This window comes from Streptomyces sp. NPDC090499, from assembly GCF_044769305.1.
In the GTDB taxonomy this organism is placed as follows: Bacteria; Actinomycetota; Actinomycetes; order Streptomycetales; family Streptomycetaceae; genus Streptomyces.
In genome coordinates this window covers 50,298-67,871 of sequence record NZ_JBIVXP010000023.1, presented here as the reverse complement: position 1 = coordinate 67,871, position 17,574 = coordinate 50,298, and the positions used below count along the sequence as shown (strand labels likewise).

The 17,574-nt window shown below is 71.4% G+C and carries 16 protein-coding genes; 7 read left to right on the top strand and 9 right to left on the bottom strand.

The genetic code is table 11. The features are described from left to right. The first annotated feature begins 55 nt into the window (after positions 1–55). From tilS to folE, 4 genes are all read left to right on the top strand, one after another. Positions 56–1,168, top strand: a complete 1,113-nt coding sequence (gene tilS, locus ACIQVL_RS45115; protein WP_403442031.1) for a tRNA lysidine(34) synthetase TilS — start codon at positions 56–58, stop codon at positions 1,166–1,168. Positions 1,169–1,244: 76 nt separating this feature from the next. After that, positions 1,245–1,805: a hypoxanthine phosphoribosyltransferase gene (gene hpt / locus ACIQVL_RS45110; RefSeq protein WP_046730905.1), complete on the top strand. Its 561-nt coding sequence runs from the start codon at positions 1,245–1,247 to the stop codon at positions 1,803–1,805. A 208-nt stretch (positions 1,806–2,013) separates the two neighbouring features. Beyond that, positions 2,014–4,053, top strand: a complete 2,040-nt coding sequence (gene ftsH / locus ACIQVL_RS45105) for an ATP-dependent zinc metalloprotease FtsH (protein ID WP_403442028.1) — start codon at positions 2,014–2,016, stop codon at positions 4,051–4,053. A gap of 137 nt (positions 4,054–4,190) precedes the next feature. Continuing rightward, positions 4,191–4,796, top strand: a complete 606-nt coding sequence (gene folE, locus ACIQVL_RS45100; RefSeq protein WP_351499950.1) for a GTP cyclohydrolase I FolE — start codon at positions 4,191–4,193, stop codon at positions 4,794–4,796. Between the two features lie 698 nt (positions 4,797–5,494). Here the strand turns inward: folE and ACIQVL_RS45095 are convergent. The 6 genes from ACIQVL_RS45095 to ACIQVL_RS45070 all read right to left on the bottom strand — a co-directional run bounded on the left by ACIQVL_RS45095 (position 5,495) and on the right by ACIQVL_RS45070 (position 10,610). After that, entirely contained in the window at positions 5,495–5,983 is a 489-nt protein-coding gene (locus tag ACIQVL_RS45095; protein WP_403442025.1) for a DUF3180 domain-containing protein, read from the bottom strand. A gap of 50 nt (positions 5,984–6,033) precedes the next feature. Further along, on the bottom strand, positions 6,034–6,645 hold the full coding sequence (gene folK / locus ACIQVL_RS45090; RefSeq protein WP_403442022.1) for a 2-amino-4-hydroxy-6-hydroxymethyldihydropteridine diphosphokinase: 612 nt from the start codon (positions 6,643–6,645) through the stop codon (positions 6,034–6,036). Next, the gene (folB, locus tag ACIQVL_RS45085) at positions 6,642–7,001 is read right to left on the bottom strand and encodes a dihydroneopterin aldolase (RefSeq protein ID WP_093500050.1); all 360 of its coding nucleotides are present in this window, start codon (positions 6,999–7,001) and stop codon (positions 6,642–6,644) included. Before folB ends, folK begins: the two co-directional genes overlap by 4 nt. Before the next feature lie 249 nt (positions 7,002–7,250). Next, on the bottom strand, positions 7,251–7,754 hold the full coding sequence (locus ACIQVL_RS45080) for a nuclear transport factor 2 family protein (RefSeq protein ID WP_403442019.1): 504 nt from the start codon (positions 7,752–7,754) through the stop codon (positions 7,251–7,253). Further along, positions 7,751–8,644: a dihydropteroate synthase gene (folP, locus tag ACIQVL_RS45075; protein WP_403478424.1), complete on the bottom strand. Its 894-nt coding sequence runs from the start codon at positions 8,642–8,644 to the stop codon at positions 7,751–7,753. Before folP ends, ACIQVL_RS45080 begins: the two co-directional genes overlap by 4 nt. Before the next feature lie 100 nt (positions 8,645–8,744). Then, positions 8,745–10,610, bottom strand: a complete 1,866-nt coding sequence (locus tag ACIQVL_RS45070; RefSeq protein ID WP_403478423.1) for a phosphatidylglycerol lysyltransferase domain-containing protein — start codon at positions 10,608–10,610, stop codon at positions 8,745–8,747. A gap of 224 nt (positions 10,611–10,834) precedes the next feature. Here ACIQVL_RS45070 and ACIQVL_RS45065 point away from each other — a divergent pair, with 224 nt between their 5' ends. Further along, the gene (locus tag ACIQVL_RS45065; RefSeq protein WP_403478422.1) at positions 10,835–11,947 is read left to right on the top strand and encodes an alpha/beta hydrolase; all 1,113 of its coding nucleotides are present in this window, start codon (positions 10,835–10,837) and stop codon (positions 11,945–11,947) included. Positions 11,948–12,044: 97 nt separating this feature from the next. Further along, positions 12,045–13,283, top strand: a complete 1,239-nt coding sequence (locus ACIQVL_RS45060; RefSeq protein ID WP_403478421.1) for a hypothetical protein — start codon at positions 12,045–12,047, stop codon at positions 13,281–13,283. Positions 13,284–13,439: 156 nt separating this feature from the next. Here the strand turns inward: ACIQVL_RS45060 and ACIQVL_RS45055 are convergent, their stop codons facing one another. Together ACIQVL_RS45055 and ACIQVL_RS45050 are read right to left on the bottom strand one after the other, a co-directional pair. Then, the gene (locus ACIQVL_RS45055; RefSeq protein WP_403478420.1) at positions 13,440–14,768 is read right to left on the bottom strand and encodes a PH domain-containing protein; all 1,329 of its coding nucleotides are present in this window, start codon (positions 14,766–14,768) and stop codon (positions 13,440–13,442) included. After that, on the bottom strand, positions 14,765–15,268 hold the full coding sequence (locus ACIQVL_RS45050; RefSeq protein WP_351960919.1) for a PH domain-containing protein: 504 nt from the start codon (positions 15,266–15,268) through the stop codon (positions 14,765–14,767). The genes ACIQVL_RS45055 and ACIQVL_RS45050 overlap by 4 nt, the downstream gene beginning before the upstream one ends. Positions 15,269–15,299: 31 nt before the next feature. Here ACIQVL_RS45050 and ACIQVL_RS45045 point away from each other — a divergent pair, with 31 nt between their 5' ends. Further along, positions 15,300–16,451 (top strand): NADH-quinone oxidoreductase subunit D, encoded by a 1,152-nt coding sequence (locus ACIQVL_RS45045; RefSeq protein ID WP_403478419.1) that lies wholly within the window; start codon positions 15,300–15,302, stop codon positions 16,449–16,451. Positions 16,452–16,548: 97 nt separating this feature from the next. On the opposite strand, the gene ACIQVL_RS45040 is transcribed toward ACIQVL_RS45045, so the two are convergent. Next, entirely contained in the window at positions 16,549–17,571 is a 1,023-nt protein-coding gene (locus tag ACIQVL_RS45040) for an SAM-dependent methyltransferase (RefSeq protein WP_403442000.1), read from the bottom strand. Between the last annotated feature and the right edge of the window lie 3 nt (positions 17,572–17,574).

The window sequence follows — 17,574 nt, the reverse complement described above, 5'->3', positions numbered from 1 at the left end:
TCTGAGTGACCGATCTCGGGTTCACCCCCCGAAAACTTCATGAAGGGAACCGGACATGGGTCCCCATCCTGCGGTCGCGGCGATACGCCTGGCGGTCCGCCGCGTCCTCCACGACATCCTCACCGACGACAGCCGCCACACCCGCACCACCGGTGAGTGCACCGGCGGACGGATCGGCGTGCGCCTCGCGCGCCCCACCGGCAGCCTCCCCGAGATCCCGGAGATCCCGGAGCAGACACCGAACGAGCGGCCCCCCTCCCCGCTCGTCCTCGTCGCGTGCTCCGGCGGCGCCGACTCCATGGCGCTCGCCTCCGCCCTCGCCTTCGAGGCCCCCAAGCTCGGCATCCGCGCGGGTGGCATCACCGTCGACCACGGCCTGCAGCCCGGCTCCGACCTGCGCGCCGAGGAGGTCGTCCTCAGGCTGCGCGAACTCGGCCTCGACCCGGTCGAGTCCATCACCGTGACCGTCGGCCGCGACGGCGGACCCGAAGCCGCCGCCCGCGACGCCCGCTACGCCGCCCTGGACGCCGCGCTCGAACGGCACGCCGGCGCCGCGATCCTGCTCGGCCACACCAGAGACGACCAGGCCGAAACCGTCCTGCTCGGCCTCGCCCGCGGCTCCGGCATCCGCTCCCTGTCCGGAATGGCCGCGGTCTCGGGGGCCGGCGGCCGTTACCGCCGCCCGTTCCTCCAGCTGGACCGGCAGACCGCCCGCAAGGCCTGCATGGTCCAGTCCCTGCCGGTCTGGGACGACCCGCACAACACGGACCCGGCCTACACCCGCTCCCGGCTCCGCCACGAGGGCCTGCCCGCCCTGGAGAAGGCCCTCGGCAAGGGCGTCGTCGAGGCGCTCGCCCGCACCGCCCAGCTCTCCCGCGACGACGCCGACGCCCTCGACACCTGGGCCAGCCAGGCCGAGGCCTCCGTACGGGACGCCACGGGCCTGCTGGAGTGCGCCAAGCTCTACGCCCTGCCCCCCGCGGTACGCCGCCGGATCCTGCGCCGCGCGGCCATCGAGGCGGGCGCACCGGCAGGTTCCCTGTTCGCCCGGCACATCGAGGAAGTCGACCGCCTCATCACCGGCTGGCGCGGCCAGGGGGCCATCAATCTCCCCGGCAAAGTCGTCGCCCAGCGCCAGGGTGGCAGACTGGTGATTCGGCAAGGCTGAATCCCGACCTCGCGGAGAGCTCCCCGGAGCTCCTCCGAAGGGCCGGGTAGGCCGGTGGGACGACCGACCGAAAGTGATGCGGGTGGACGCGAAAGACATGGGTGCCGACCTCCAGCAGGTGCTCATCACCAAGGAAGAGATCGACGCGAAGCTGGCCGAGCTGGCCGCGAAGATCGACGCGGAGTACGCGGGCAAGGACCTGCTCATCGTCGGCGTCCTCAAGGGCGCCGTGATGGTCATGGCGGACCTCGCCCGGGCGCTGTCCACCCCCGTCACCATGGACTGGATGGCCGTGTCCTCGTACGGTGCGGGCACCCAGTCCTCCGGTGTGGTGCGGATCCTCAAGGACCTCGACACCGACATCAAGGGCAAGCACGTCCTGATCGTTGAGGACATCATCGACTCGGGCCTGACCCTGTCCTGGCTGATCAACAACCTCGGCTCCCGCGAGCCCGAGACCCTGAAGATCTGCACCCTGCTGCGCAAGCCGGACGCGGCCAAGGTCGCCATCGACGTCGAGTGGGTCGGCTTCGACATCCCCAACGAGTTCGTCGTCGGCTACGGCCTCGACTACGCCGAGAAGTACCGCAACCTCCCGTTCGTCGGTACGCTCGCGCCTCACGTCTACGGCGGCTGAACCCCGGCTGATACGCCGGAGGTCCAGTTACGTAAGACGATCGGGAACCCCAGCGGGTTTCGCGCCGTTGGAGCATGCAGAGACGGGTTTCACCAGCCGTCCGAGCGGCTTCGTGCGGCTTCGGGCCACAATGCTGGGGTACCGTCAGAAGAACTGTCTTATCAAACTCACTATGGCAGGAGGGACGGGGCGACACCGCTCCGTATGGATGGACGTGAAGCGATACTTCCGTGGGCCGGTCATGTGGATCGTGCTGGCCGTCCTTGCCGTGGTCGTGTTGATGCAGGTCGTCGGCTCGTCCGGCGGCTACAAGACGGTGGACACCGGCCAGGTCGTGGCGGCGATCAATGACAACAGGGTGGAATCGGCGAAGCTGACCACCGGTGACGAGCAGACCATCAAGGTCACGCTCAAGAACGGCGAGAAGGTCGACGGCAGCTCGAAGATCCAGGCGAGCTACATCGGCGACCAGGGCGTCACCATCGCCAGCCAGCTACAGACCAAGTACCAGGACAAGCAGATCCCCGACGGCTACACCGTCGCGCCGACCAAGCAGAACGCGTTCGTCAGCGTCCTGCTCTCCCTGCTGCCCTTCGTCCTCATCGTGGTCGTCTTCCTGTTCCTGATGAACCAGATGCAGGGCGGCGGCTCCCGGGTCATGAACTTCGGCAAGTCCAAGGCGAAGCTCATCACCAAGGACACCCCGAAGACGACCTTCTCGGACGTCGCGGGCTGCGACGAGGCCGTCGAGGAACTCCACGAGATCAAGGAGTTCCTGCAGGAGCCGGCCAAGTTCCAGGCCGTCGGCGCCAAGATCCCCAAGGGCGTGCTCCTCTACGGCCGTCCCGGCACCGGCAAGACGCTCCTCGCGCGCGCCGTCGCCGGCGAGGCAGGGGTCCCCTTCTACTCGATCTCCGGTTCCGACTTCGTCGAGATGTTCGTCGGTGTCGGTGCCTCCCGGGTCCGTGACCTCTTCGAGCAGGCCAAGGCGAACGCCCCGGCGATCGTCTTCGTCGACGAGATCGACGCGGTCGGCCGCCACCGTGGCGCCGGCCTCGGCGGCGGTCACGACGAGCGCGAGCAGACGCTGAACCAGCTGCTCGTCGAGATGGACGGCTTCGACGTCAAGGGCGGCGTGATCCTCATCGCCGCGACGAACCGGCCCGACATCCTCGACCCGGCGCTGCTGCGCCCCGGCCGTTTCGACCGGCAGATCGCGGTCGACCCGCCGGACCTGCAGGGTCGTCTGGAGATCCTCAAGGTCCACCAGAAGGGCAAGCCGGTCGCGCCCGACGTCGACCTCGCGGCGGTCGCCCGCCGCACCCCGGGCTTCACCGGCGCGGACCTGTCGAACGTGCTGAACGAGGCGGCGCTGCTCACGGCGCGCTCCGACCGCAAGCTCATCGACAACCAGATGCTCGACGAGGCGATCGACCGTGTGGTCGCGGGCCCGCAGAAGCGGACCCGGATCATGTCGGACAAGGAGAAGAAGATCACCGCGTACCACGAGGGCGGCCACGCCCTGGTCGCGGCGGCTTCCCCGAACTCCGACCCGGTCCACAAGATCACGATCCTGTCCCGCGGCCGCGCTCTCGGCTACACGATGGTCCTGCCGGACGAGGACAAGTACTCGACCACGCGCAACGAGATGCTCGACCAGCTCGCCTACATGCTGGGCGGCCGCGCGGCCGAGGAACTGGTCTTCCACGACCCGACCACCGGTGCAGCCAACGACATCGAGAAGGCCACGACCACCGCTCGCGCGATGGTCACGCAGTACGGCATGACCGAGCGTCTCGGCGCGATCAAGTTCGGCGGCGACAACACCGAGCCCTTCCTCGGCCGTGAGATGTCCCACCAGCGCGACTACTCGGAAGAGGTCGCCGCCCTGGTGGACGAGGAAGTCAAGAAGCTCATCGAGAACGCGCACAACGAAGCCTGGGAGATCCTGGTCGAGAACCGCGACGTCCTCGACAACCTGGTGCTCCAGCTCCTGGAGAAGGAGACCCTGGGCAAGGAGGAGATCGCCGAGATCTTCACGGCGATCCACAAGCGGCCCGCGCGCCCCGCGTGGACCGGCTCCTCCCGCCGTACGCCGTCGACCCGCCCGCCGGTGCTCTCCCCGAAGGAGCTCGCACTGACCAACGGGGCGAACGGCTCGACGCCGGCGATCAGCACCGCGAAGTCCACGGCCTCCGAGCCCGCCACGGCGGTCGAGAAGGCCCCGGAGGACCGACCCGAGAGCTGAGTCACACCGGCCTCACCTGGCTCGGAATGGATGCCGCGCCCCCCAGGATCTAGCCTGGGGGGCGCGGCATTTCCGTAATGCCTGTACATGAGGCGCGTGATCCACATGTGCTCACCCTGAGGAACGAGGCACCCCAGATGACCGACCCCGTGACCCTGGACGGCGAAGGCACCATCGGCGAGTTCGACGAGAAACGCGCCGAGAACGCCGTACGCGAACTCCTCATCGCGGTCGGCGAGGACCCGGACCGCGAGGGCCTGCGGGAGACTCCGGCGCGGGTGGCGAGGGCGTACCGCGAGCTTCTGGCGGGAAATCAGCAGTCGCCCGAGGAGGTGCTGACGACGACGTTCGACCTCGGTCATGACGAGATGGTCCTGGTCAAGGACATCGAAATCGTATCTCTGTGCGAACATCACATGCTGCCGTTCCATGGGGTGGCCCATGTCGGCTACATCCCGGCGGAGACCGGCAAGATCACGGGTCTGTCGAAGCTTGCGCGGCTGGTCGAGGTGTTCGCACGTCGATTGCAGGTACAGGAACGCCTCACCACTCAGATCGCGGACTCGCTCATGCGGATCCTCGAGGCTCGGGGGGTGATCGTCGTGGTCGAGGCCGAACACATGTGCATGTCGGTGCGGGGGATCCGTAAGCCGGGTGCCAAGACGACGACATCGGCGGTCCGTGGCCAGCTCAGGGATGCTACGACCCGCGCTGAGGCAATGAGCCTGATACTGGCGCGCTGAACTGATTGTCAGTGGTCACCCGTAATCTCCTCGATCGGTGCGTTGTGTGCCGATCGGGGAGGCCAGGGTGGGTTACGGGTTACCGAGCAAGCAGACCGTGAACGGCGTAGGCCGTCGACTGTGTGCGCGGGACGTCGAGGTGGGCTGCTCCGTGGGCGCTGGACGGGGATCGCACGGTCCACACCACCGTCACTCACGTGGGGACCGCAAAGGTCCGAGAGGTCGTGGACGTCGTGACGGACCATCTGACGTTCACCGTTGCCCCTGACCAACTGCTCAGCACGCCTGACGGCTGGGTCCATCCACCGGTGGGGACGCGCACCACATGCGGCAGAGGTTTCCGCGTGTCGTGCTCCAGGATCTGGAGACCTTCGAAGGTTTTCTGGAGGGGGTACACCGACGGCGACGGTTTCCGGTCCAAGACCTGGCGCGATCGCCTGTTGGTCAGCGCGAACGTGCCCTTTCTCGCGGAACTCGCGCAAGTGATCGGTGCACGATTCACGCCCTCGGACCAACGGGACGGCCTCGCACCTTGTCGTAGCCGACGGCTGGCTTTCCCGAGAGGTGTTCCGAGCCGAGAGGCACCCACTGCGGCTCGGGGAGTCCACGTGGGTCGAGGTCCGCGGGCTTCGTCCTCGCGCGGCCGGAAGCGGGTTTCTGGTCAACGGCCACCTGGCACGTCAGCCCTGGTGACCGGGTCAGGCCACCGGCTCGGCTCCGGTGTGGTCGTTGTCGTCGTCCTCGGGGAGCTTGCAGACCCGTTCCAGGAAGATGGCCGCCGCTATGACGGCGATGCCGGCGACGACCGAGAAGGCCGCGTAGAGGGCCTGGTCGCGGCGGGTGGGGAGGTCGAGGAGTTCCAGGAGGAAGACGCCGGTGCCGCCGTACATGCCGGCGACGAGGGCGGCGACGAGGGCGCTCGCCTGGCCGAAGACGACGGCGCGGGCCGCCATCAGGGGGTCGACGCCCTTGGCGCCGGGGCGGCGCTCGCGCTGGGCCTTGAGGCGGGCACGCAGCGAGAGCGCGGTGGAGAGCAGGACCACGGCGATCAGGGCGAGGACGATCGGGGCGGCCACCGGCACGCTGGGCAGCGTCCCCACCGCGTTCCAGAGGCGGGCGACCGCCCAGGACAGCACTCCGGCCACGACGAAGACGCCGGCCAGCACCCTGATCCGCAGCTCTTTCACTGTTTTCCTTCAGCTCCCCCGCAGCGATGTGGTCGTCTCGACCTTAACGACTACTCGGGCAGTCGGAGTTCCAGGTCCCCACGCGCTTCCACACCGTGCCGGGTGACGGCGGCCAGGAGGTCCGCGACCGTGCCGCGGCCGGGCAGCAGGGCCTCCGGGTCGACGTCGTACCAGGGCGCGAGCACGAAGGCGCGCTCGTGGGCGCGCGGGTGCGGGAGGGTGAGGTGCGGGTCGTCGGAGACGACGTCGGCGTAGGCGACGATGTCGACGTCGAGGGTGCGCGGGCCCCAGTGCTCGTCCCGCACCCGGTTGAACGCCTCCTCGACCGCGTGCGCCCGCTCCAGCAGGGAGGACGGCGGGAGGGTGGTCTTCAGCACCACGATCGCGTTGTAGTACGTCGGCTGGCTGCCGGGCTCGACGCCCCACGGCTCCGTCTCGTACACCGGCGACACGGCCTTGATGCGGACGCCCGGGGTGTCCTCCAGGGCGTCGATGGCACCCTGGAGGGTCTCCAGGCGGTTGCCGAGGTTGGAGCCGAGGGCGACCACGGCGCGCTTGGGGTTGGACAGGGTGGTGTCGGCGGCGTCGACCTGCTCGACGACGGAGGCGGGCACCGGCTGGACGGTCGGGTCGCTCGGACCCCGCAGGGAGGATGCGGTCATACTCGGCTCCGGGTGATGGTGACGGTGACGTCGTCGAAGGGGACGGTGATGGGCGCGTCGGGCTTGTGGACCTGGACCTCGACCTCTCTTACCCCCTCGTGCTTGAGGCAGACCTGGGCGATCCGCTCGGCGAGCGTCTCGATCAGGTTCACCGGTTCCCCCTCGACCACGGCGACGACCTCCTCGGCCACGATGCCGTAGTGCACGGTCTTCGTCAGGTCGTCGTCGGCCGCCGCCGGACGGGTGTCCAGGCCGAGGGCGAGGTCCACGATGAAGGTCTGGCCCTCCTCGCGCTCCTTCGGGAAGACACCGTGGTGCCCGCGGGCCCTCAGGCCGCGCAGCGCGACACGATCCACGCGAATCACTCCTGCAATCGTCGGTGGGGCGGCCGGGCCGCATCGGGTGCGGGCGATGGACCGGCCTCACACGAATCTACCTGCGGGCACTGACAGAGCCGGGGTACGGGGCGTGGGGTTCGCCGGGGTGCGGCAGGGTTCATCGGGTGTTTCCCCCGGAGAACCCGGTGGCTCACGGGCCGGTAGCCGTACCTACTCGCGAGTTCGTGATTCCGGCCACTTCTTGGTCCGCCAGGGGGTGTCCCGCGCTCAGGAGGGCGTGTCGTCCTCTTCGTCCTCGTCGGCCTCGGACAGCACCGGGGAGGCGTGGTGGGACCAGAGCTTCCAGCCGTCCCGGGTGCGCCGGAACACGTTCGTGGCGACGACCAGCTGTCCGACCAGCGGGCCGAGTTCCTGGCCGCCCTCGGGGGCCGGGCCGCCGCTGAGGATGTTCTCCGTGCAGGTCACCAGGGCGGTGTCGCCGGTGACGGAGACGTGTACGTCGGTGAGGAAGAACTGGATGTAGTCGGTGTTCGCCATGATCAGCGCGTACGACCGGAGGACCTCGCCGCGGCCGGTGAGCACCGGCCAGCCTGGATGCACGCAGGAGATCACGCCGCTGTCCGCGGGGTCGTGGTACTCCTCGTCGACGCCCAGGTCGGCAGGGGTGAGCCAGAGGGCGGAGACGGTTTCGAAGTCGCCGTTCTCCAGTGCCTCGTAGAAGGCGGTGTTGGCGGCCTCGACCTGCTCGACGTCGGTATGGGGGGCGCTCACCGGGCTCCTTCGCCCGGCGTGTGCGTTCCGGTGCGCGCTCCTTCTATTGCTCGCGCGACCCGTACCGCGTCGGCGGTGGCGTGCACCTCGTGGACGCGTACCGCCCAGGCGCCGGCGTGCGCCGCGAGGGCCGAGACGGCGGCGGTGGCCGCGTCGCGCTCCCGGGCCGGCGGGGGCGCTCCTTCGGGTCCGGCCAGGACGCGGCCGAGGAACCGCTTGCGGGAGGCGGCGACGAGGAGGGGGTGGCCCAGGGCGTGCAGCCGGTCGAGGCGGGCGAGCAGGGCCAGGTCGTGCTCGGAGTTCTTGGAGAAGCCGAGGCCGGGGTCGACGACGATCCGGTCGGGGGAGATGCCGCCGGCCAGGACGGCGTCCACACGCGCGTGCAGTTCGTCGAGGACCTCGCCGACGACGTCGTCGTACACGCCCTTGACGTTGCCGCCCTCCAGGAAGCCGCGCCAGTGCATGACGACGAAGGGGGCGCCGGAGTCGGCGACGACGGGGATCATGTCGGGGTCGGCGAGGCCGCCGCTGACGTCGTTGACGAGGGCGGCGCCGGCGGCGAGGGCCTGCCGGGCGACGGAGGCGCGCATGGTGTCGACCGAGACGACGACGCCTTCGGAGGACAGGCCGCGGACGACCGGGATGACCCGGCGCAGTTCCTCCGCCTCGTCGACGCGGGTGGCACCTGGCCGGGTGGACTCGCCGCCGACGTCGACCAGGTCGGCGCCCTGGGCGACCAGGTCGAGGCCGTGCTTGACGGCGGTCGTCGTGTCGAACCAGCGGCCGCCGTCGGAGAAGGAGTCGGGGGTGACGTTCACGACCCCCATGACCGCACACCGGTCCCATGCCGGAAGCCCTGCCACCTGGCCACGTCCGCTGTGGTTGCTCATACGTTCAGCGTAGGCCCAGGGCCGGGGGGCCAGCCCCCGTGGCCCGAGCGGCGCCCCCGGGCCGGAGGGGGAGGGGCGTCCGCTCGGGCCGGTCCCGGGGTCAGGCCGCTCGTACACCCTGTTCGGCGATGGCATGGGCGCACGGGCGGGGGGCGGGCGCCTGGCGGCGCAGGAAGCGGGGGAGCGGGAGGGCGAGGCTGACGAAGCCCTCGGCCTGCATGGCGGCGAGGCCGATGCGCGGGAGGTCGCCGGAGGCCCGGTAGACCACGAAGCGCGGCTCCCAGCGGGGCTGGAACTTGGCGTTGAACTTGTACAGGGACTCGATCTGGAACCAGCGGGAGAGGAACACCAGCAGTCCGCGCCAGGCGCGCAGCACCGGTCCGGCGCCGATCTTCTCGCCGCGGGCGAGTGCCGAGCGGAACATCGCGAAGTTGAGCGAGACCCTGGTGATGCCGAGCTTCGGGGCGGCCTGGAGGGCGGCCACGATGAGGAGTTCGTTCATGCCGGGGTCGGCGGAGCGGTCGCGGCGCATCAGGTCCAGGGAGACGCCGTCGGTGCCCCAGGGCACGAAGTGCAGGATCGCCTTGAGGTCGCCGTACTGGCCGGGCGTCTCGTCGGCCCACCCGTCTCCCGCCGCCGCCCTACCCGAGGCGCCTCGCGCCGCCCCTTCGATTCTGTGGGCGGTGGCGATCAGGCAGTCGCCGTCGGCGGGGTCGCCGATGCGGCCGAGCGCCATGGAGAAGCCGCGTTCGGTGTCGGTGCCGCGCCAGTCCTCGGCGGCCCGGCGGATGCGGTCCAGTTCGGCCTCGCCGAGGTCACGGATACGCCGTACCCGGGTTTCGTAGCCGGCCCGCTCGATGCGCTTGACCATCTGGCGCACGTTGCGCATCGCGCGTCCGGCGAGCGAGAAATCCGCCACGTCCACCACCGCCTCGTCGCCCAGTTCGAGGGCGTCCAGGCCGGTCTCGCGGGTCCACACCTCGCCGCCCGTCTCCGAGCAGCCCATGACGGCGGGGGTCCAGGAGTGGGCCTTGGCCTCGTCCATGAAGCGTTCGATGGCGCCGGGCCAGGCCTCGACGTCGCCGATCGGGTCGCCGCTGGCGAGCATCACGCCGGAGACGACGCGGTAGGTGACCGCCGCCTTGCCGCTGGGCGAGAAGACGACCGCCTTGTCGCGGCGGAGAGCGAAGTGGCCGAGGGAGTCGCGGGCGCCGTGCTTCTCCAGGAGGGCGCGCAGCTGGGCCTCGTCCTCCTCGGTGAGGTGGGCGGCGGGGTGTTCGGGGCGGAAGGCGAGGTAGATGGTGGTGACCGCGGTGATCAGGCCGAGGGCGCCGAGGGAGAAGGCGACCGTCCAGGAGGTGGAGCCCTCGTAGTCGACGGGGCCCTCGAAGCCGAACAGCCCGTACAGGACGTGGGTGATGCGGTCGGCCAGGCTGGGGTCGCCGATGGTGCGCTTGGGGTGGGCGCTGACGACGACCAGGCCGAGCGCGAGCGAACCGGCGCTCATGAGGACGAAGTTGGCGAGCGCGCGCCACCGGCTGCGCGGGTCGGGCAGCGCCTTGAACTCGTCGCGGTGCAGCACGAGCGGCACGAACAGGGCCAGTGAGATCAGCGCGCCGATGACCGAGTGCCGGTACACGAACTGCGAGACGGCGCCGGCCGGCAGCAGGGCGACCGCGGCCCGCCAGGCCCGGCGCTTGCGCCGCTTGAGCCCGTGCGCGAGCAGCAGCAACAGCACGCCGACGCTGAGCGAGAGCGCCGCGGCGAACGGGCCGAGCGAGCCCGGCAGTACCTCGGCCAGGGCGTGCATACGGCTGTGACGGAAGCGCGGGAACACGCCCGCGGCGATGTCCAGGACGCCCACGACCGCGCACGCCCTGCCGACCAGGGCGGGGACGGCCTCAGGGCGCGGGCCGCGGACTATGCGCCGCGCCCGGCCTGATCGGCTCGGAACCTCGCCCGACATTTCCCCATCTATCCTGACAGACATCGCATCCCGTAGTTCTGCGAGAGACCTTGAATCCGGGCCCGATTCGGGCATCCGGCGACATTGCGCCCTCTAGGACGGTGTCTCGGGGGGAGAGGTTCACTCCCCACCGGAAAGCCGGTTCAAAGGCCAGGGAAAGCCCGGGGCAAGCCTCGCTGAAACCAGCGGTGGTCACGGGGGAAAGCGCAGGCAGGAAGCACCTCATGGGTCTCACGAGCAATAAACTGCTGGCATTGGCGATCTTGTTCGCCATACTGCTGTTCGTCGGTACGGTGTGGCTGTGGCCCCGGCTGGGCCGCCGGAACTGGCGGGCCGTCAGCGGCCGCGTCGGTCTTCTGCTGGCCACCCAGCTGGCCCTCTTCGCGTGCGTCGGGATAGCGGTCAACCAGGCTTTCGGTTTCTACGCGAGCTGGGCCGACCTGCTCGGCACGGAGACCGACCAGGGCGTCGTCGTCGACCACGCGGCCGGCCCGGTCCAGGTGATGTCCACGTCCCAGGTGCACGGCATGGGCGGCTCGCTGCCGGCGACGGCCGGTCAGATCCAGCAGGTCGGCATAGTCGGCCGTACCACCCACATCGGCACGCCCGCGTACGTGTACCTGCCGCCGGAGTACTTCCAGCCGCAGTACCGCACGCGGACGTTCCCGGTGGTGGTCGTCCTCAGCGGTTATCCCGGCACCGCCCGTGCGCTGATCGACAAGCTGCACTACCCGCGCACGGTGCAGCACCTGGTCCGGGACGGGAGGATGCGGCCGACGATCCTGGTGATGCTGCGGCCCACGGTCGCGCCGCCCCGGGACACCGAGTGCGTGGACGTCCCGCACGGCCCGCAGACCGAGACCTTCTTCGCCAGGGACCTGCCCGACGCCGTGCGCGCGCACTACCGGGCCGCCGTGAAGCCGGGCGGCTGGGGCATCGTCGGCGACTCGACCGGCGGGTACTGCGCGCTCAAGCTCGCCGTGCACCACCCCGGTGTGTACGCGGCCGGGGCCGGGCTCTCCCCGTCGTACAAGGCGCCGCTCGACGCCACGACCGGCGACCTCTTCCAGGGCGACCGGAATCTGCAGAACCGAGCCGACCTCTGGTGGTTCCTGAAGCACGAGCCGGCCCCGGACACCTCCCTGCTGGTCACCAGCAGCAAAGCCGGGGAAACCAACTACAAGGCCACGCTGAAATTCATCGCGAGCGTGGAGGCCACGAAGCTGACCCGGATCTCGTCGATCATCCTCGACAGCGGCGGCCACAACTTCAACACCTGGCGCCGCGAGATCCCGGCGACGCTCCAGTGGATCAGCGGCCGATTGAGCGACCGCTGAGTCCCACCCCTGCCGATACCGTGTGAAGACTTCGTTGTCGCTGTGTTTTTACGGCCCGGGGCACCACGATTCGCCTACGCGCGGTAAGTTTCTGGCCATGCCACGTGGACGTCACCGTCATTCCCCGCCCTTGCACAGGCTGTTGCCTCCCTCGGCGATCGCCGGTGTCTCCCTCGTCTGCGCCCTCGGCCCCTGGCTGTTCACCGAACCGACGCTGCTGCGCACCCTGGCCGCGATAGCCGCGGCCACCGCGGCCGTCGGCGCCGCCGTCATGCGGCGGTGGGACAGCGAGGCGGGCAAGCAGGTGGCCGACCTCGCACGCGCGCGTGCGAGCGACGAGTGGCGCCACGAGGAGCGGATCGCCGAGCTGGAGACCGACCTGGAGGAGTCGCGGGAGCTGCGCGCCAAGCTGGAGCAGCGGCTGCGCGCGAAGCGGTCGGAGCTGGCGGGACTGCGCAACGAGCACGCGTCCCTGCTGCGCCGCTACGCCACGGCCGAGACCGAGCGCGCGAGCGCCCTGGAGGGCCGCCGCCTGCTGGAGATCGAGGCCGCCGAGCCGTCGAACGCGCTCCCGGCCCCCCGCGAGGCGGACGCGTCGGAGGAGTCCGCGGCGGCCGTCGAGGGGAAGACCGACGAAGAGACCGGCGAGCTGACGGTCGAGGAGACGGTTCCCGCGGTCTTCTCGCCAGAGGGTTCCAAGCTGTTCCTGCGGGCCAAGGTGGCATTGGCCCGGTTCGACGAGAAGGACACCGCCAAGGACATCGCGAAGGGCGGGACCGACGCGGGCACCGAGGCCGAGGGGACGGCGGAGACGGCCGCCGAGCCCGGGACCGCCGCGACGGGCGATACCGCACCGGAGGACGAGGCGCAGGGGCAGCCCGAGGCGGCCGACGGGCACGCGCGCGCGGCCGCCGCCATCCCGGCCGGGCCCGACGAGGACGCGGGCCCGGACACCGCCCCGGCGCCGGCGGAGCAGGACGCCCGCCCCACGCCGGCTCCGTCCGCGAACTCCGTCAAGCCCTCGGGCCACTTCACGGTGCCGACCGCGGTGGCGGTCCTGCCGGCCGCCCCGATCCCGCGCCCGCTGGTCACCGGCGGCTTCGACTTCTTCGGCACCCAGAAGGGCTCGCCCGCGGGCGGCCTGGACGCCATGCACAACGAGGACCTCGCGGACGTCGTCGGCCAGGAGGCGCTCGCGCTCCACAAGGCCGAGTCCGAGGCCGAGTTCAAGCCCGCGGACGCGCAGTCGCGGGGCGTCGGCCAGGTCATCGACCTGACCGCGCACGACGAGACGGAGCAGATCAACCTCGGCGGCCTGCGCAGCGCAGCGTCCTGAACACGCGGGCGGTCGGGTGCGGCGCCGTCGTGGCTGGTCGCGCAGTTCCCCGCGCCCCTGAAGGGGCGCTCACCGCAGCGACCTGCTTTTAGGGGCGCGGGGAACTGCGCGACCAGCCCCCACTCACCCGCACCCGACCACCGGCCGCCCCGGCCGTCACGCCATCCAGCGGTCCGGCCGCGCCGTCCGGCGCCCCGTCCGGGACCGCTCGGCCTGCTCCCGCAGCAGCGCCGCGGCCTCCTCGGCGCCCCGCAGCCGGGCCGTCACGGTCTTGTCGGCGCCCGTGTCCACATGGACGTCCGCGAGCCGCCACAGCCGCCTCCAGGGCCCCTGGGTGAGCCGTACGCTCTGCACCTTGGCGTGCGGGACGAGCGACAGCTTCCGGCGCAGCAGCCCGTGCCGCGCCGCGAACACCGCGTCCGTGACCGCGAGCCCGTACCCGCGCCACCACAGCGGCACGCACCACCGGGCCCGCCCGGGCGGGCGCAGCAGCTCACCGGGCACGGTCACGCCGGGCAGCACGCGCGCGACGACCGACTCGGCGACCGCGCGCGGGGCGACCGGGACCAGTACCGAGTTCGCCGACCCGGCGACGTCCAGCTCGACCCGTACCCAGCGCAGCGGCCGCCACATCAGCGGCTCCACGATCCGCACGGTCTGCACCCGTCCCGGCGGCACCGTCTCGTGGGTGCGGTCGAGGAGCCCGTGGTCGATGCGCAGTCCGTCCGGGGACTCGCCGACCGTCCAGTCGTACTCCCCGACGAACCGCCCCACGCTGGTGGTGGCCGCCGCGCCGAGCAGTGGCACGGCGGTCGCGAGGACCGTCCACACGCTGTGGGTGGCCAGCCACAGCAACGGCGGGGCCACGAGGGCGGCGGCCAGGGAGCCCCAGGTGGCGCCGGTCAGCACGATCGAGAGCGCGAGCTTGGCCGGGGGCACCCGCATCAGCTCGTGCGTCGGCGCCTCGCCGACCTCGTGCGCCGTCTCGGGCGCGAACCCGGCGGCGCGCGCGAGCAGCTCCGCGCGCAGCGCACGCGCCTCGCCCTGGCCGAGGAAGGCCAGTTCGTCCTTCTTGTCGGTGCCGACGACGTCTATCCGCAGCTTGGCGACGCCCGCCACGCGCGCGAGGAGCGGCTGGGTGACGTCGACGGCCTGGATCCGCTCCAGGCGGATGTGCGCGGTGCGCCGGAACAACAGGCCGGTGCGTATGCGCAGTTCGCTGTCGGTCACCGAGAAGTAGGTGAACCACCAGGTGAGGAAGCCGTACAGGGCACCCGCCGTGACCAGGGCGGCGAGCCCGCCCAGGACCATGGTCGTGGTCAGCTTCGTCAGCTGCTCCTGCGCCTGGTTCGGGTCGTGCACCGCCCAGCCGGTGAGCACCGCGACCGGCGCCCACGCCCGCCGGAACGGCGTCACCGGGTGCAGCCGCCGCTCGCCGACGGCCTTTCCCGCGCCTATGGCGCCCGCGGCGCCCGGCGCGGTCACAGTCCCGCCGATCGGGCCTCGCCGAGCTCGGTGAGCCGGTCGCGCAGCCGTTCCGCCTCGGCCGGGTCCAGGCCGGGGATCGTCGCGTCGGTGGCCGCGGCCGCGGTGTGCAGCTGCACGGTGGCGAGCCCGAAGTGCCGCTCGACGGGCCCCGAGGTCACCTCCACCAGCTGCATCCGCCCGTACGGCACCACGGTCTCCTCGCGCCACAGCACCCCGCGGGTGATCAGCAGGTCGTCGGCGCGCTCGGCGTACCGCCAGGAGCGCCAGTTGCGGCCCAGCAGCACCCAGCCCCAGGCCAGCGCGGCCAGCGGCAGCAGCGCGAAGGCCGCCCACACCGGGCCCGCGAGCAGGCCCGGCAGCAGTCCCAGGGCCAGGGCGAGCAGCCCCAGCCACACCACCAGCAGCAGCCGGCGCATCCGCAGCAGGCCTGGCGGCAGCCCCGTCCAGACCGGCTCGGTCCCCGTGGTCTCGGCGCCGGCGGCGCTCCCCGTCTCCATAGGGCCAGCGTACGTAGGGGAGACTGGGTCCATGACGCCTACGACGCAGACCACGGTCGGGATCGGCGGCGCCGCCGAGAGCACCGACATGGTGCTCAACATCGGCCCCCAGCACCCCTCCACGCACGGCGTGCTGCGGCTGCGGCTGGTGCTCGACGGCGAGCGGATCGTCTCCGCGGAGCCGGTGATCGGCTACATGCACCGGGGAGCGGAGAAGCTCTTCGAGGCCCGCGACTACCGGCAGATCATCATGCTCGCCAACCGCCACGACTGGCTGTCGGCGTTCTCCAACGAGCTGGGCGTGGTCCTCGCCGTCGAGCGCATGCTCGGCATGGAGGTGCCGGTCCGCGCGGTGTGGACGCGCACCCTGCTCGCCGAGCTGAACCGGGTCCTCAACCACCTGATGTTCCTCGGTTCCTATCCGCTGGAGCTGGGCGGGATCACCCCGGTCTTCTACGCGTTCCGCGAGCGCGAGGAGCTGCAGAACGTCATGGAGGAGGTCTCCGGCGGGCGCATGCACTACATGTTCAACCGCGTCGGCGGCCTCAAGGAGGACCTGCCGGCCGGCTGGACCGCACGCGCGCGTGGAGCCGTGACCGCCGTGCGCTCCCGCATGGACGTCTTCGACGACCTGGTCCTCGGCAACGAGATCTTCCGCGGCCGCACCCGGGGTGTGGGCGCCCTCGCGCCGGAGGCCGTGCACGCGTACGGCGTGAGCGGGCCCATCGCCCGCGCCTCGGGCGTCGACTTCGACCTGCGCCGCGACGAGCCCTACCTGGCCTACGACGAGCTCCAGGACACCCTGAAGGTCGTCACCCGGACCGAGGGCGACTGCCTGGCCCGCTTCGAGTGCCTCCTGGAGCAGACACACAACGCCCTCGACCTCGCCGACGCCTGCCTGGACCGGCTCGCCGGCCTGCCGCCGGGACCGATCAACCAGCGGCTCCCCAAGGTCCTCAAGGCGCCCGAGGGCCACACCTACGCCTGGACCGAGAACCCCCTCGGCATCAACGGCTATTACCTGGTCAGCAAGGGCGAGAAGACCCCGTACCGGCTGAAGCTGCGCTCGGCGTCGTACAACAACATCCAGGCCCTGACCGAACTGCTGCCGGGGACGCTGGTGGCGGACATGGTCGCGATCCTGGGGTCGCTGTTCTTCGTGGTCGGGGACATCGACAAGTAGAGCCCCATCAGGGGCGCGGGGAACTGCGCGACCAGCCACGACGGCGCCGCAGACGGCAGGCGGCAGACGGCAGATCGCGCCCCTTCCCGCGAAGCGCCTAGAGCAGCGCGTCCTCGATGCCCACCGGCTGGAGCAGCCAGAGGAAGTCGCCGAGGCCGCCGGGGGCGGTGAGTTCGCCGGCCTCGCCCACGGTCGCGAGGGCGCGCACGTATGCGGCGGGGTTCGTGGAGGCGAGGGTGAGCGGCGGGCGGCCGCCGACCAGGCCGAGGGCGCGCAGGGCGTCGCGTTGTGTGCACAGGAGCGCTTCGGGCAGCCTGAGCGCCGGGTCGAGCGCCGTGCACGCGTCCAGCGCCACATGCGCCGTGATGTCGCACGCCCCGTCCGGCACGGGGACCGTCGCCCGGCCCTCGCGGAAACCGGTGAGCGTCCCGAACGGGGGGCGCGTGTCCGCGGTGTGCGCGTAGTCCACGGCCACCGCGAGGCCCCGCTGGAGGCTGGTGACGGCGGACGCCCACGCCCGGTCCCGGGGCAGCCCGATCTCCGCGCGCAGTCCCGGTTCGGCGCCCAGCGGCCACCAGCGCGCGAGCCACTGCGCGTCCGTGCCCGACACGCGCTCGCCGAGCAGCTCGGTGCCGTCCCGCCGGACGTGCACCAGGCGGACCACCCCGGCCGGGTCCACCTCGGCCACCTCGACCGGCACGTTGTCCAGCCACTCGTTGGCGAAGAGCAGGCCCCGGACCGTGCGCGGGAGCTCGGTCAGCCAGGTGATCCGGTCGGGCAGGCCCGGCGGGCGGTCGGCGAGTTCGACGGCGTACGCACGCGTGCGTGCCGCCACGTCCGCGGGCAGGGCCGCGAGCACGCCGGTGACCAGTTCGCCCCGGCCCGCGCCCATGTCCACGAAGTCCAGCGCCTCGGGGCGGCCCAGGGCCTCGTCGACCCGGCACAGCAGTTCGGCCACGGCCTCGGCGAACAGCCGCGAGGCGTGCACCGACGTGCGGAAGTGCCCGGCCGGGCCCTCCGGGCGGTGGTAGAAGCCGCCGGGGCCGTACAGGGCCGCCTCGGTGGCCGCACGCCAGCCACGGGCGTCGTCGGCCGTCTCTCGCGTCGCCTCATCCGTCACCGG

Coding starts and splice junctions, on each gene's coding strand:
- folP (WP_403478424.1), bottom strand. CDS start 8,644: ATGAGCAACCACAGCGGACGTGGCCAGGTGGCAGGGCTTCCGGCATGG.
- tilS (WP_403442031.1), top strand. CDS start 56: ATGGGTCCCCATCCTGCGGTCGCGGCGATACGCCTGGCGGTCCGCCGC.
- ACIQVL_RS45045 (WP_403478419.1), top strand. CDS start 15,300: ATGACGCCTACGACGCAGACCACGGTCGGGATCGGCGGCGCCGCCGAG.
- folE (WP_351499950.1), top strand. CDS start 4,191: ATGACCGACCCCGTGACCCTGGACGGCGAAGGCACCATCGGCGAGTTC.
- folK (WP_403442022.1), bottom strand. CDS start 6,645: ATGACCGCATCCTCCCTGCGGGGTCCGAGCGACCCGACCGTCCAGCCG.
- hpt (WP_046730905.1), top strand. CDS start 1,245: ATGCGGGTGGACGCGAAAGACATGGGTGCCGACCTCCAGCAGGTGCTC.
- ACIQVL_RS45065 (WP_403478422.1), top strand. CDS start 10,835: ATGGGTCTCACGAGCAATAAACTGCTGGCATTGGCGATCTTGTTCGCC.
- ACIQVL_RS45050 (WP_351960919.1), bottom strand. CDS start 15,268: ATGGAGACGGGGAGCGCCGCCGGCGCCGAGACCACGGGGACCGAGCCG.
- ftsH (WP_403442028.1), top strand. CDS start 2,014: ATGGACGTGAAGCGATACTTCCGTGGGCCGGTCATGTGGATCGTGCTG.
- ACIQVL_RS45060 (WP_403478421.1), top strand. CDS start 12,045: ATGCCACGTGGACGTCACCGTCATTCCCCGCCCTTGCACAGGCTGTTG.
- ACIQVL_RS45070 (WP_403478423.1), bottom strand. CDS start 10,610: ATGTCGGGCGAGGTTCCGAGCCGATCAGGCCGGGCGCGGCGCATAGTC.